Below are 13,656 nucleotides of genomic sequence, written 5' to 3' on the forward strand. Positions count from 1 at the left end.
AAAGGCCACGCCAGATGACCGAGACCCCGCAGACCCCGCAGCCGACCACCGCGGCGGCCCCCGCCGCCCCCGCAAAACCCGCGCACAAGCCGATCAAGCCCGTCGCAGGGCCTGCGCGCGTGCGCAACCGGCATCTGGGTCTGGTGGTGTCCTTTGCGGTCATCACCCTGCTGCCGATCCTGCTCAGTGCCTTTTACCTCTGGGGGCGGGCTGCGGATCAATATGCCTCGACCCTGGGGTTCACCGTCCGCTCCGAAGAGGTCGCAACCCCCGCCGACATGCTCAGCGGGTTGGGCGGCGGTCTGGCCGGTGGCGGATCCGCCAGCCGCGAAACAGACATCCTGTATGAATTCATCCGCAGCCAGGAAATGGTCCGCCAGGTCGATGCGGCCCTTGATCTGAAAACGATCTACGCCCGTCACCACGACAGCGATCCGCTGTTGGGTTTCGACCCCGAAGGCGCCACGATCGAGGACCTGACATCCTACTGGCAGCGCATGGTCCGGATTTCCTACGACAGCGGCACCGGGTTGATGGAACTGCTGGTGCTGGCCTTTGATCCTGCCGATGCCACCCGCATCGCCGAAGAAATCTTTGAGCAGGGCAGCACGCTGATCAACCAGCTGTCCCAGATCGCCCGCGACGACGCGACCCGCTACGCCCAAGAGGATCTGCTGATCGCCGTGGACCGCCTGAAATACGTCCGCGAGGCGCTGACCACATTCCGCCTGCAAAACCAGATCGTCGACCTGACGGCTGACATTCAGGGCCAGATGGGCCTGCTGAACACGCTTCAGGCGCAACAGGCCGCGGCCCTGATCGAATTCGACCTGATCTCTGAAACCGCCAGCGCCAGTGACCCGCGCGTCGCACAGGCCCGCCGCAGGCTCGAGGTGATCGAGGCCCGTATCGCAGAGGAACGGCGCAAGTTCGGATCGGGCGGCGGATCAGCCGACCCCGAAGGCGTGGAATACGCCGAGACCGTCGCCGAATTCGAACGCCTGACCGTGGACCGCGAATACGCCGAAAACGCCTATGCGCTGGCCCTCAGCGCATTCGATGTCGCCCGCGGCGAGGCCAACCGCCAGAGCTTTTATCTCGCCCCCTACATCACGCCGACGCTGGCCGAGAAATCCCAGTATCCGCAACGCTGGCTGATCCTGTCACTGGTGGCGCTGTTCAGCTTTCTGATCTGGGCCATCACCAGCCTGATCTACTACGCCCTGCGCGATCGCAAATGATCCAGTTCGACAACGTCACGAAAACCTTTCGCACCCCCGGCGGGCGCAAGACGATCTTTCGCAACGCGACCGCCACCTTTCCCACGGGGCGGTCGGTGGGTCTGCTGGGACGTAACGGGGCAGGCAAGACCACGTTGATGAGCATGATCGGCGGGTCCATCCGTCCCGACAGCGGCACCATCCACAAGACCGGCACCGTCAGCTGGACAGTGGGTTTCGCCGGCAGCTTCAACCGGCTGATGACCGGTGCGCAGAACACGAAATTCGTGGCCCGCATCTACGGCGTCGATACCGACGAGCTGGTGGATTTCGTGCAGGATTTCGCCGAACTCGGCCCGCATTTTCACGCGCCGGTGCATAGCTATTCGTCCGGCATGAAGTCGCGACTGGCCTTTGGCATTTCCATCGGCATCCCCTTTGACACCTACTTGGTGGACGAGGTCACATCCGTGGGCGACGCGGCCTTCAAGCGCAAGAGCGGTGCTGCCTTTCTCAACCGGATGAAAACTGCGGGGGCCATCGTCGTGACCCATTCCATGGCGCAGATCGCCCGGCTGTGCGACGCCGGGATGATCCTCGAAGATGGGCAGCTGACCTATTACGACGATATCCACGAGGCGATTGCCCAGCACCACATCAACATGGGCACCACCGAGGACGAATGAGTGTCGCGCTGCGAAACAGGCTCTGACCCCGGGGTCAGAGCCTGTTTTCAGCCACGATCCAGATCACGCAGCGCCTGCAGCATCCGCGATACGAACGCCTGATCCTGCAGGGCGGCCCCCGTCAGCCTGATCTGACCATCCTTGTCCACGCGATATTCCAGACCATCACACAGCGTTTCGCGCAGCGACGGCAGTTTGGGCCGGTCCTGCGGGGCATAGGGTGGGGCAGGGGCATGGGTTGCGGCAATCGTATCCGCGATGATCTGCGCCTCTTGTGCAGCCGTGCGCTGCGGTGTCCGCGACAGGGCTGCGGTCAGACGGTCGGCCAGTGTGCTGTCCGCCTCCAGCGCCTGCACCAGGGCCAGACCCGACCGTTCCGTCAGATCCGTGGGGTAGGCCAGAACAGGGTCTAACAAACGCACGATAGACACGAAATTACCGATCTTGGACCGCTTGGATCGGGACACGGCCGCGAACAATTGCGACAGCGCGACCCGGTCGCTGCTGAACACGCCCTTGTCCACCGCACGTGCCACGATCCGGGCGCGTTCATAGAACGACAGGCCGACGCGAATCTCGTTTTCCTCGACCATGGCGACATAGGCATCCGCCGCATCGGAGGGGGTGCGCACGATAGCCAGAACAGTCTCGAACGCGGCATCTTTCGTCTCGAACGCCAGATCGCGCAGCGCCCCCAGTCGGCGCCAGCCCGAGATCAGACCAAAGCGCCCACCTTCCAGTGCCACCACTTCGATCGCGGTCTGCTGGCCACGTTCGCGGATGCTGTCCTTGAGGACCGTCATTTCCTCGGCATCGGCGATCATGCGGTCGCGCACCAGATGATCGGCGTCGATCAGATCCAGCGGCAGGCGCTGGATCAGGCGTCCTTCGCTGCGGGCATCGGTCAGGGTTTGCGCGACCTCGGCCAGGGCAGCTGACGACGATGCATCCTGTGCGACATCCGCAATCGGGATCCGCGTGCCCGACAATCCGCGCGGCATGGCGGTCTTGGTTTCGGGGGCCGCAACCTGTGCGTGGCGGGTCGGTTCCGGTGTCAGTCTCTTACGCTTGGCCATCGGGTGTCTCCTTGCGGGATGCGACAATCAGGGGGCCTGGTAAACAGGTTCTGAGCCCTGCGCCCGCTGCGCAAAAATTATATGTCGATTCCGTGATGTTTCGCATGCGAAACATATTATGTAATATAGCGATCACTCCGCAGCCTTTGCCTGCGCCAGTTCATCCCGGCGCCATGCCCCCAAGAGCAGGCTCTTGAAAGCGGCATAGGTCGCGTCAAATGTCTCGCGACCGCGGGCATAGGTTTCGCGGTTGAAATCGCGGTAATCCGCCTCGTAGATGCCCTGGACCTGCTCGCCGGCCTGACCGATCAGGGCGGTGAAATCCTGACGGTGGGGCGACAGGGTCTTGCCCAGATAGGCCTGCATCAGACCCGCCATTTCGGTCTGTTGGCTGCCGTCGAACCGGGTCACGACCGCACGGACGGCATCCCACTGGAAGGCCATCTCTTCACGTCCCAGCGCACGCGCGGCGAGGTTCTCGCCTTCCTCGATGGATTGGAACGTGGTGTGGAGCATGTCGAAAAACCGCCCCGTGGAATCGAACTCCAGAAAGCTGGCACCGACGGGAACCAGCAGGATATCGGCGGCAGCCAGCCCGTTGATGGTCAGATAGCCCAGGGCAGGGGGGGTATCGATAAAGATCACGTCGTAGTCGTCAAGGATACCATCCGCGTCCAGCGTATCGGTCAGCGCATCCCACAGTTTCCACCCGCGGCCCTGCATCCGCCAGACCGGCACCTGGAATTCCGCCCAATAGAGGTTCAGCTGGGCGCCGATCAGGTCGATGTTGGGCCAATGGGTTTTCTGCACCAGGCTTTGCGCCGTGATCCCCAGCGCTTCTGTCAGGGTGTCGTCCAGTGGTTGGGGGGCGTCACCGCGATCCAGCCGCCGCTGGTTGTCGAGTTGCAGGTGTTTCGCATAATGCCGCGCCAGCAGCGGGAAGACCGTCTGCCATTCGTCATCGACGCGGCCGCCGAACACCGATGTCATCGAGGCTTGACTGTCCAGATCGATGACCAGCACGCGGTAACCATCAAGAGCGGCCGACATCGCCAGATGCGCCGCCGTGGATGTTTTGCCCACCCCGCCCTTGAAGTTGGCGACGGCGACCATTTTGGCAGGCAGCCCCTTGGGACGGTAGGGGACATATTCCTTGGCCTTGGACCCCTCGCGGCCAAAGAAGGCGCGCAGACGCAGAACCTCGTCGAGGGTGAACCACTTGGCGCCGCCCGTGGTTTCCGACTGGCCTTGCGGCAGGTCGGGGTTTTGTTTCAGCACGCGGCGGAAATGGGCCTGGGCCACGGGGATCAGGTAACGGGTGATTTCCCAGGTCGAGAACAGGCGCAGATGGCGCTGACCGTCCTCGGCCAATCCACGCCCCGCCAGGTCGTCACGGCCCGCGCGGGCCGCCCCCGCGATACTGGCAAACCCGGTGGTGGTGACGGGATCATCCAGATCGGCCAGCGCCTGATCGGGGTTGATCCGAAAATATGGTGGAAGGTCTGTGCTGCTCATCTCTGGGTCCCTCTGGCGGCCTTATGTGCGGCCTTTGGGTCAATATACGCAAAAACCACGCACATGAAAGAAAAGGTTGCACATGGGTGCGTTTTTCTAAGCAAATCAAGGGGAATGACACAGCGCTACCACGGCTTTGGCGTGCTGCCAAAAAAAATATGATGTTAGAGATCGTTAGTTGATCGTTACAGAAACAGGCAGTATCGGTAACAGTTTGATTCAACGCAGATTATTGCGTCATCGAAACACCGCTGCGACTCTGATCCCCCGATAGCGCGACTCTGATACACCAATGCGGTGACTCTGATCCCCCGTTCACGGGCGTTTACACAGACCTGTGGATAACTTTAGGGTGTCACTGAAACCCCGAAGCGGGAATCGACCGGCAACGACCGGAAGCAGGACAGGCAGACCGACATGAGCACCGCGCGACCGGACGATTTTTTCGTATGCGATATCTTTGACGCAGCCCCCAAGGGGGATCTGGGGTCGATGGAACATCCGATGTTTTCACTGTCCACGCGACCTGACAAGACGATCCGCCATTATACCCGTGGCGATACCACGGTGACGGTGACGCCTTCGGTGCGGGGGCGGGCCACGATCCACGACAAGGACATTCTTATCTATTGCATCAGCCAGCTGATGGCCGCCCTCAACGCAGGCCGTGCGATTGCCCGCACCCTGACGCTGACGGCGCATGACCTGCTGATGGCGACCCAGCGCGATACGGGCGGCGACAGCTATACCCGGTTGCGCGACGGGTTCGAACGGCTGGCCGGCACCCGCATCACCACCAATATCGTCACGGGCGATCTGGAAACCACCACCGGTTTCGGCCTGATCGAAAGCTGGGAGATCGTGCGCAAATCCCGCGGTGGCCGGATGGTCAGCGTGCGCGTGACCCTGTCGGACTGGCTGTTCCGGGCGGTGCAGGCCAAATCGGTCCTGACGCTGAGCCGCGATTATTTCACTTTGCGCAAACCGCTGGAACGCCGCATCTACGAGCTGGCCCGCAAACACTGCGGCCAGCAGCGGACCTGGCGCGCGAGTGTCGCCACGCTGCACGAAAAGGCGGGATCGGACGCGCCCTTGCGCGTGTTCCGTGCGGCGCTGCGCCGGATGATCACCGCCGACGGACTGCCTGATTACACGATGGAAGAAGAGGCGGGCGATCTCATTCGGTTCACCCGGCGCGGCATGCCCGCCGAACAGGCGGGTGTCACGCTCAAACCCCAGACGCTGGATGCGGCGCGCGCGCTGGCGCCGGGCTGGGATGTCTATGCGCTGGAATCCGAATGGCGCGCGTTCTGGGTCGCCAGTGGCCGGCCCGCGTTGCGGTCGGCGGATGCGGCCTATCTGGGCTGGCTCAAGGGGCGGCTGGCCCGTTAGTTCGGGGCGGTCATGCCGATCAGGCCAGAGCAGTTGAAATAGCGCGTGCCCCCCAGCGTGCTGCCCGCCGCAGCACGGATCGCGGCAAAGACATAGCCTTCGTCGGGGGCGGTGTAATCCACCGCGTAGCTGACCCGCACCATGCCGTTGATCTGGCCCAGGCCGGTCACGGTCGGGGCCACGATGGTGTCGCGCAGGGTGGATGTGTTGTTGGTCCAGCCCGCGTTCCAGGGGCCATGTTGGAAATAGATCCCGATCTCGAGGTCGCCCACGTCGCTGCTGGTGATGTCGCCCGCCAGCACGATCCGGTCGATATGGGACCCGGCCGAAATCAGCAGCGCGGCACAGTCGAAATCGATGCTGGGTTCTGCCCCGGTGCCAAGGTTCTGCGAGGCATTGGCCGATCCGGTGTTCGACGAGGGCGCGCACCAGCGCTGGTCGGCATAGAGAAAATGCCGGAACCGGTAGCTGAGTAATTGCCGCGCCCCCTGGGATGCGTCTGTGGCAGGGGTCGCGGGCAGGGTGACCGCACCGGTGGCGGCATCGATGCGCAGCGCCTCGGTGAAGGTGCTGCCGTCGGCGCTGACCTTGATGGCGAAATCATCGCTGCCCGCCAGCCCCATTTCCGCCCGCCCCGACCAGCCAGACTGGAACAGCAGGCTGGCGGTGTCGGTGGTGGTGGCCTTGTTGACCTTCAGCTGGTGACCGCCGCCTGCATGGGTCAGCAGCGTGGCATCCGCGGCCACCGCCAGCCGGTTGGTGGTATCCGATGCGGTGTTCACGCCGAGGCCCGGCAAATTGTCCAGATCGGGGGCGCCGCCCACCGCCTCCCAGCCGGTGCCGGTATTCACCCGCAGCACGCCCGCCGCCCGGTCCCACAGCCGCCAGCCGACCGCCGGCGTGATGAACAGCCAGCCGCCGCCCGCGACACAGGCGATATCGCCGTCATGCCCGGCCCAGTCTCCGGTAGGGGCATCGCCCAGATGCCAGCAGGTGCCTTCGACCAATGTGGCGGGCGGATCGGTGGCATCGAACCCCGCGACCGCGCCCTGCACGATCAGGTCCAGCCGTTCGAGGGCCGCGTTGTGCGTGACGTGTTTCTGCGCCTGCGCGCCCTCGATAAACGGCAGATCGAGGCGGGGGGTATATGTGGTCATGGCATGGCTCCGGTCATCAGGGATCGCGCGATGATGTCCTGCGCCAGGGTGAACGCGGTCTGACCGCAGCGCCCGCCCTATGGGGCAGACCCGCAACGGTCCGTGGCGAATGCCGGGCCCTTTGCCCCCCGCAGTTGTGAGGGTGCGGCTTTTGCGACAGAAGACCGATGACAGGCGTTGGAACGGGACCAGATACATGACGAAACGGGCTTTGATCACCGGTGTGACCGGGCAGGACGGCAGCTATCTGGCGGAGTTCCTGCTGGACAAGGGCTACGAGGTGCACGGCATCAAGCGCCGCGCGTCGCTGTTCAACACAGGCCGGGTCGATCACATCTATCAGGACCCGCATACCGACAACCAGCGGTTCCAGCTGCATTACGGCGATCTGACCGACAGTTCCAACCTGACCCGCATCATATCCGAAGTGCAGCCCGACGAGGTCTATAACCTGGGCGCGCAATCCCACGTGGCCGTCAGTTTCGAGGCGCCTGAATACACCGCCGACGTGGATGCCATGGGCACCCTGCGCCTGCTCGAGGCGATCCGGTTTCTGGGGCTGGAGAAAAAGACGAAATTCTATCAGGCATCGACGTCCGAACTTTATGGTCTGGTGCAGGAAACCCCGCAGACCGAGACCACGCCGTTCCACCCGCGCAGCCCCTATGCGGTGGCCAAGATGTATGCCTATTGGATCGCCGTGAACTACCGCGAGGCCTACGGGATGTTCGCCTGCAACGGTATCCTGTTCAACCACGAGAGCCCGCGCCGGGGCGAGACATTTGTCACGCGCAAGATCACACGGGGCCTCGCGAACATCGCCATGGGCCTCGAGGATTGCCTGTTCATGGGCAATATCGACAGCTTGCGCGACTGGGGCCATGCCAAGGATTACGTCCGCATGCAGTGGATGATGCTGCAACAGGACGCGCCAGAGGATTACGTCATCGCCACCGGTGTGCAGTATTCGGTGCGCGAATTCATCACCTGGTCGGCGGCTGAAATGGGCGTGACACTGGCATTCACCGGCACCGGCGTGGACGAGATCGCGACCGTCACGGGAGTCGACGGCGATCTGGCCCCGCATATCGCGGTGGGCGATGTCATCATGCGCATCGACCCGCGCTATTTCCGCCCCGCCGAGGTCGAAACCCTGCTGGGCAATCCCGCCAAGGCGAAAAAGAACCTTGGCTGGACGCCCGAGATCACGGCGCAGGAAATGTGCGCCGAAATGGTGCGCGAGGATCTGAAATCCGCGCGCCGCTACGCGCTGCTGAAAACCCACGGTCTGGACCTGCCGGTCAGCGTCGAGGGTTAGGCCCGTGAACTTTACCGGCTACCGGCGCGATATCGACGGGCTGCGCACGCTTGCCGTCGTGCCGGTGGTGCTGGGGCATGCGGGCCTGGGCCTGTTCGCGGGCGGGTTCGTCGGTGTGGACGTGTTTTTCGTGATCTCGGGGTTCCTGATCACGGGGATCTTGGTGCGCGAGCTGGATGAGGGGCGGTTTTCGCTGATCGATTTCTACGAACGTCGCGCGCGGCGTATCCTGCCCGCGCTGTTCGTGGTGCTGGCCGCCTGCATCGTGGTGTTCTGGTTCCTGCTGCTACCGCAACACTACGAGGTGATGGGCAAGGCGGGGATCGCCTCGCTGCTGTTTTCGTCCAACATCTACTTTTTCCGCGTCGACAGCGCCTATTTCGGGAACGGGGCCGCGGTGCAGCCCTTGCTGCACACCTGGTCGCTGGCGGTCGAGGAACAATTCTACATCGTGTTTCCGGTGCTGCTGTGGCTGATCGCGGCCTGGCGGCGCACCAGCCGGACCCTGCTGGTCGCGGGTCTGTCGCTGGCGTCATTCGCGCTGGTGGTCTGGATGGTGCCCCGTCACCCTGTCGCTGCATTCTACCTGACGCCCACCCGCGTGTGGGAGCTGGGTCTGGGCGCGCTCCTGGCGCTGGGGGCGTTTCCTGCGCTGCGCCACCGGTTGCTGGCCGAACTGGTGGCCGCCGCAGGTCTGATCGCCATCGCCTGGGCGGTGTTCACGCTGGACAAGACCGATCCCTTTCCGGGGTTGAACGCGCTGGCCCCCTGCCTGGGGGCCGTGGCGATCATCTGGGCGGGGCAATCGCAGGTCACGCTGACCGGGCGGCTCTTGTCCACCCGTGGCATGGTGGGGATCGGGCTGATCTCCTATTCGCTGTATCTGGTGCATTGGCCGGTGCTGGTGGCGGCACGGATCCTGACCAGTGCGCGCGGCAATCTGGACCCGGTGACCATCGTGATCTGTCTGGTCTTGTCGCTGGGGCTGGCCTGGGCCAGCTGGCGTTTCGTGGAACGCCCGTTTCGCGCACACGAGGGCGGCACAAGGTTCGGTCGCCGTGCGATCTTTGCGCTGTCGGGGGCCGGGGGTGCGGTCCTGCTGGGCCTGTTTGCCCTGCTGATGGTCAAGGACGGTTTCCCGGCCCGCCTGCCCGCAGGTCTGGAACAGGCCTATACGCAGGCCACGACCCGGCTGGACCGGATGGACCGATGCCATGTCGGCCGCATTGCAGCACCGCGCTGCCCTGCGCTGGGTGCTGCGCTGGATGGTGGTCCTGTGGATGTGCTGCTGATCGGCGATTCACACCTTCAGTGGGGCACCCTGGGGTTCGATGACTGGCTGATGGCGCGCGATCTGCGCGGTCTGGCGTTTCATGAGGCGGGCTGTCCGCCCGTGCTGGGGGTGCGGCGCATCAGCGGTGCCAGCGACGCGACCTGTCATCCCCAGACACTGGAACTGACGGATTGGATCGCGGAACAGGGTCCTGTCGATATGATCGTGTTGCACGCCAGATGGGCGATGTTTGCCGAAGGCACCCGACCGCCGGGCGAGGACGGTCCGCTTGCGACGCTGGTCCCCGTTGATGCGGCGGCACCCGCAGACGGCGATAACGCGGAGCTGATGCGCTATGGTCTGGACCGCATGCTTGCGGCGATCCGGCCCCATGCCGACCGGATCGTGCTGATCGGTGGCATTCCCGAAATCGGTTATCACGTGCCGACCTTTGCCACGCGGGCGCTGATGGCGGGGCGGCCGCTGCCAGACACCCCCGATCTGGCGGATTACCGCCAGCGCAACGCCCGCGCGCAGGCGATCCTGACCGAGATGGCGCAGAAATACGGGGCGATCCATGTCGATCCCGGCCCGGTGTTCTGCACCCCCGATTGCCGGATCGCGCAGGACGGGCAATTCCTGTATTTCGACGACGATCACCTCAGCAGCTTTGGGTCGCGGCTGATGATCCCGCAACTTCTCGATCTGGCGCTGGCGCCAGAGACGTAATTCCAGACAAGGATGCAGCCCATGCAACGTATCTATATCGCAGGCCATCGCGGCATGGTGGGGGGCGCGATCCTGCGCCAGCTGGAACAGCGCGGTGGGCATGAACTGATCACGCGCACGAGTGCGGAACTGGACCTGACCGATCAGGCTGCGGTGCGCGATTTCATGGCCGCGGAAAAACCGGACGTGGTCATTCTGGCGGCGGCCAAGGTGGGCGGCATCATCGCCAACAACACATACCCTGCGCAGTTCATCTATGAAAACCTGATGATGGAATGCAACGTCATCCACCAGGCCCATGCGGCAGGCGTGCAGCGGCTGCTGCAACTGGGGTCCTCCTGTATCTATCCGCGCGAAGCCCCGCAGCCCATGGCCGAGGACGCGCTGCTGACCGGCACGCTGGAGCCCACGAACGAGCCCTATGCCGTGGCCAAGATCGCAGGCATCAAGCTGTGCGAGAGCTATAACCGCCAGTATGGCCGCGACTATCGGTCCGTGATGCCCACGAACCTTTATGGTCCCGGTGACAATTTTCACCCCGAAAACAGCCATGTGCTGCCCGCGATGATCCTGCGGTTCGATGCGGCAAAGCGCGCGGGCGATCCGTCGGTCACGATCTGGGGGTCCGGCACGCCGATGCGCGAATTCCTGCATGTGGACGATATGGCGGCGGCGTCGCTCTTTGTGATGGATCTGGACCGCGCGACCTATGAGGCGGAAACCGAACCGATGCTGAGCCATATCAACGTGGGCACCGGGGTGGATGTGACGATCCTGGAGTTGGCACGGATGGTGGCGGCCGCTGTGGGCTATACGGGTGACATCCTGACCGACCCCAGCCGCCCCGACGGTGCGCCGCGCAAGCTGATGGATGTGTCGCGTCTGGCGCGGATGGGCTGGACCGCGGATATCGCATTGGCTGACGGGATCGCGCAGACCTACGACTGGTATCTGCAACAGGTGGATGCAGGGGCCGCCGTGCGCGCCAAGTAGCGCGGACGGGTGCCTCCGGCGGGAGTATTTGGGGCAAGATGATGCCGGGGTGCACTGCGCCGAAAAGATGAATTTTAGGCATCAAGGTGCCATGTTTTGCCGCTAAGGTGGCGCAAAGAATAATGATGAGGTATCCCGCGATGATCACTCCGGTTTTGTTGTGCGGTGGGTCGGGCACGCGGCTGTGGCCGCTGTCGCGCAAGAGCTATCCCAAGCAATTCTCGCCCCTGATCGGGGACGAAAGCCTGTTTCAGGCCAGTGCGCGCCGTCTGGCGGGTGATGGATACGCCGCACCCGTCGTGGTGACCGCCGATGCGTTCCGGTTCATCGTGACCGAACAGCTGGCCGAGGCGGGCATTGCCCCCGGTGCCGTGCTGATCGAACCCGCGGGCCGCGACACAGCCCCCGCCGTGCTGGCCGCCGCCTTGCATCTGTTCGCCAGCGATCCGGACGGCGTGATGCTGGTGGCCCCGTCGGACCACGTGATCCCCGACACGGCGGCCTTTAATGCCACCGTGCAGGCGGCGCTGCCTGCGGTGCGTGACGGGCGGCTGGTCACATTCGGGATCAGCCCCGACCGGCCCGAGACGGGCTATGGTTATCTGGAACTGGCCGCGGCCCCGACCGACGATCTGACGCCGCTGCCGCTGAAGGCCTTTGTCGAGAAACCCGATGCTGAAACCGCGCAAGGCATGCTGGATGCGGGGCGTTATCTGTGGAACGCGGGGATATTCCTGTTTTCCGTGCGCGCCATCGTCGCGGCCTACCGCAGCTTTGCCCCCGAGATGGTGACGGCGGTGCAGGGCGCGCTGGATGGGGCGCAATCCGATCTGGGCTTCACCCGGCTGGCGGCCGACCATTGGGAGGCCGCACCTGCCATTTCCATCGATTACGCGGTCATGGAAAAGGCGGACAACCTGTCGGTCGTCCCCTTTGCCGGGCGCTGGTCGGACCTGGGCGACTGGGCCGCGGTCTGGCGCGAAACCCAGGACGGTGGCCTGTCCCTGTCGGGGCCTGCCACGGCGCTGGATTGCGACAATACCCTGCTGCGATCCGAGGTGGAGGGGCAGGCCATCGTGGGCATCGGCCTGACCGATATCGTGGCGATCGCCATGCCCGACGCCGTGCTGATCGCCCACAAGGATCGCACGCAGGACGTCAAACAGGCGGTCGCGGCACTGAAACAGAAAAAGGCCCCGCAGGCCGAAGCCTTTCCCAAGGATCACCGTCCCTGGGGCTGGTTCGAGAGCCTGGTGGTGGGCGACCGGTTCCAGGTCAAACGCATCGTGGTCCACCCCGGTGCCGCGCTGAGCCTGCAAAGCCATCACCACCGGTCCGAACACTGGATCGTCGTGCAGGGCACGGCAAAGGTGACCGTGGACGACGAGATCAGGCTGATCAGCGAGAACCAGTCGGTCTATATCCCGCTGGGGGCCGTGCACCGCATGGAAAACCCCGGCAAGGTGCCGATGGTCCTGATCGAGGTGCAGACCGGCAGCTATCTGGGCGAGGACGACATCATCCGCTACGAGGACGTCTACGCCCGCACCTGATGCAGATTTTCTGTGCGGAAATGCTGATCCTGTTTTGGAATAAATCCGGGGCTGCGCCAGAAAATGGCGTAGTTCAGCCTTATTTCGCTGGGACATTCGGGGAAACACATCGTTTCTCAGTCAGGATGACCCTCATGTCACGTTTATGGATCACAGGCACCGCGCTGATCGCCGCGATTGCCACGCTCAAGACCTGTCTTGTCATGCATTTCGCACTGAGCCCCGCGCAGGCGACACCGCTGGTGCTGGGCGCGCTCTTTGTCGCGTTTTTCATGCTGACCACGGGTGTGGCTGTGCTGGCCTATGGTCAGGTGAAACGGAACCTGAACTCTGAACGCCGCCGCCGGATGGCGCCGGGTGCCAGCGAACCCGTGGCTAAGGAAACCGTCATTGCGCGCTATGCGCAGGACTGGGCGCTGTCGCAGGCCGAGGCCGATGTCGCGATTTTCGTGGCCAAGGGGTTTTCCAACAGCGAAATCGCCGACATGCGCGGATCGGCCCTGTCGACGGTCAAATCGCAGCTGGGATCGATCTATACCAAATCGGGTCTGGGGTCGCATTACCAGCTGATGGCCTTTGTCACCGACGAGGTCTGCGCCATGGCCAAGGAGGCCGAACAGGCCCCAGCCGCGCCTGCGCGGATCGACACCCGCAAGGTGCTGCCGCTGGTCGGCCGCGCGCGGCGTGCGGCCCCCGCCCGTGATGCACAGGACCTGAACCACCGCGCCGCGGGCTGACCTGCGC

11 protein-coding genes are annotated in these 13,656 nt (G+C 64.0%); 8 read left to right on the forward strand and 3 right to left on the reverse strand.

Annotation, left to right across the window (positions count from 1 at the left end):
• The first annotated feature begins 14 nt into the window (after positions 1–14).
• Both AN189_RS16835 and AN189_RS16840 read left to right on the forward strand, forming a co-directional pair.
• A complete protein-coding gene (locus AN189_RS16835; protein ID WP_253279663.1) occupies positions 15–1,241 on the forward strand; it encodes a sugar transporter in 1,227 nt (408 codons plus the stop codon).
• Positions 1,238–1,906, forward strand: a complete 669-nt coding sequence (locus AN189_RS16840) for an ABC transporter ATP-binding protein (protein WP_056038695.1) — start codon at positions 1,238–1,240, stop codon at positions 1,904–1,906. Before AN189_RS16835 ends, AN189_RS16840 begins: the two co-directional genes overlap by 4 nt.
• A gap of 47 nt (positions 1,907–1,953) precedes the next feature.
• On the opposite strand, the gene AN189_RS16845 is transcribed toward AN189_RS16840, so the two are convergent.
• Both AN189_RS16845 and AN189_RS16850 read right to left on the reverse strand, forming a co-directional pair.
• A complete protein-coding gene (locus AN189_RS16845) occupies positions 1,954–2,982 on the reverse strand; it encodes a ParB N-terminal domain-containing protein (protein ID WP_056038698.1) in 1,029 nt (342 codons plus the stop codon).
• 132 nt (positions 2,983–3,114) lie between these two features.
• Positions 3,115–4,497 (reverse strand): AAA family ATPase, encoded by a 1,383-nt coding sequence (locus AN189_RS16850; protein ID WP_056038701.1) that lies wholly within the window; start codon positions 4,495–4,497, stop codon positions 3,115–3,117.
• Positions 4,498–4,914: 417 nt separating this feature from the next.
• Between AN189_RS16850 and AN189_RS16855 the strand changes: the two genes are divergently transcribed.
• Complete coding sequence (locus tag AN189_RS16855; RefSeq protein ID WP_056038704.1) at positions 4,915–5,889, forward strand: replication initiator protein A; 975 nt, start codon at positions 4,915–4,917, stop codon at positions 5,887–5,889.
• Here the strand turns inward: AN189_RS16855 and AN189_RS16860 are convergent.
• A complete protein-coding gene (locus tag AN189_RS16860; protein ID WP_056038708.1) occupies positions 5,886–7,046 on the reverse strand; it encodes a DUF2793 domain-containing protein in 1,161 nt (386 codons plus the stop codon). The genes AN189_RS16855 and AN189_RS16860 overlap by 4 nt on opposite strands.
• A gap of 196 nt (positions 7,047–7,242) precedes the next feature.
• Between AN189_RS16860 and gmd the strand changes: the two genes are divergently transcribed.
• From gmd to AN189_RS16885, 5 genes are all read left to right on the forward strand, one after another.
• Complete coding sequence (gmd, locus tag AN189_RS16865; protein WP_056038711.1) at positions 7,243–8,364, forward strand: GDP-mannose 4,6-dehydratase; 1,122 nt, start codon at positions 7,243–7,245, stop codon at positions 8,362–8,364.
• Between the two features lie 4 nt (positions 8,365–8,368).
• The gene (locus AN189_RS16870; RefSeq protein WP_056038714.1) at positions 8,369–10,366 is read left to right on the forward strand and encodes an acyltransferase family protein; all 1,998 of its coding nucleotides are present in this window, start codon (positions 8,369–8,371) and stop codon (positions 10,364–10,366) included.
• A 21-nt stretch (positions 10,367–10,387) separates the two neighbouring features.
• The gene (locus AN189_RS16875; RefSeq protein WP_056038809.1) at positions 10,388–11,359 is read left to right on the forward strand and encodes a GDP-L-fucose synthase; all 972 of its coding nucleotides are present in this window, start codon (positions 10,388–10,390) and stop codon (positions 11,357–11,359) included.
• A gap of 140 nt (positions 11,360–11,499) precedes the next feature.
• Positions 11,500–12,912 carry a mannose-1-phosphate guanylyltransferase/mannose-6-phosphate isomerase gene (locus AN189_RS16880; RefSeq protein ID WP_056038814.1) on the forward strand — a complete coding sequence of 471 codons (1,413 nt, stop codon included), beginning with the start codon at positions 11,500–11,502 and terminating at the stop codon, positions 12,910–12,912.
• 134 nt (positions 12,913–13,046) lie between these two features.
• A complete protein-coding gene (locus AN189_RS16885; protein ID WP_172794940.1) occupies positions 13,047–13,649 on the forward strand; it encodes a LuxR C-terminal-related transcriptional regulator in 603 nt (200 codons plus the stop codon).
• Positions 13,650–13,656 lie beyond the last annotated feature (7 nt).

The sequence above is a fragment of the Loktanella sp. 3ANDIMAR09 genome, assembly GCF_001420005.1.
Taxonomy (GTDB): Bacteria; Pseudomonadota; Alphaproteobacteria; order Rhodobacterales; family Rhodobacteraceae; genus Loktanella.

Coding starts and splice junctions, on each gene's coding strand:
- AN189_RS16835 (WP_253279663.1), top strand. CDS start 15: ATGACCGAGACCCCGCAGACCCCGCAGCCGACCACCGCGGCGGCCCCC.
- AN189_RS16855 (WP_056038704.1), top strand. CDS start 4,915: ATGAGCACCGCGCGACCGGACGATTTTTTCGTATGCGATATCTTTGAC.
- AN189_RS16875 (WP_056038809.1), top strand. CDS start 10,388: ATGCAACGTATCTATATCGCAGGCCATCGCGGCATGGTGGGGGGCGCG.
- AN189_RS16850 (WP_056038701.1), bottom strand. CDS start 4,497: ATGAGCAGCACAGACCTTCCACCATATTTTCGGATCAACCCCGATCAG.
- AN189_RS16880 (WP_056038814.1), top strand. CDS start 11,500: ATGATCACTCCGGTTTTGTTGTGCGGTGGGTCGGGCACGCGGCTGTGG.
- gmd (WP_056038711.1), top strand. CDS start 7,243: ATGACGAAACGGGCTTTGATCACCGGTGTGACCGGGCAGGACGGCAGC.
- AN189_RS16840 (WP_056038695.1), top strand. CDS start 1,238: ATGATCCAGTTCGACAACGTCACGAAAACCTTTCGCACCCCCGGCGGG.
- AN189_RS16860 (WP_056038708.1), bottom strand. CDS start 7,046: ATGACCACATATACCCCCCGCCTCGATCTGCCGTTTATCGAGGGCGCG.
- AN189_RS16845 (WP_056038698.1), bottom strand. CDS start 2,982: ATGGCCAAGCGTAAGAGACTGACACCGGAACCGACCCGCCACGCACAG.
- AN189_RS16885 (WP_172794940.1), top strand. CDS start 13,047: ATGTCACGTTTATGGATCACAGGCACCGCGCTGATCGCCGCGATTGCC.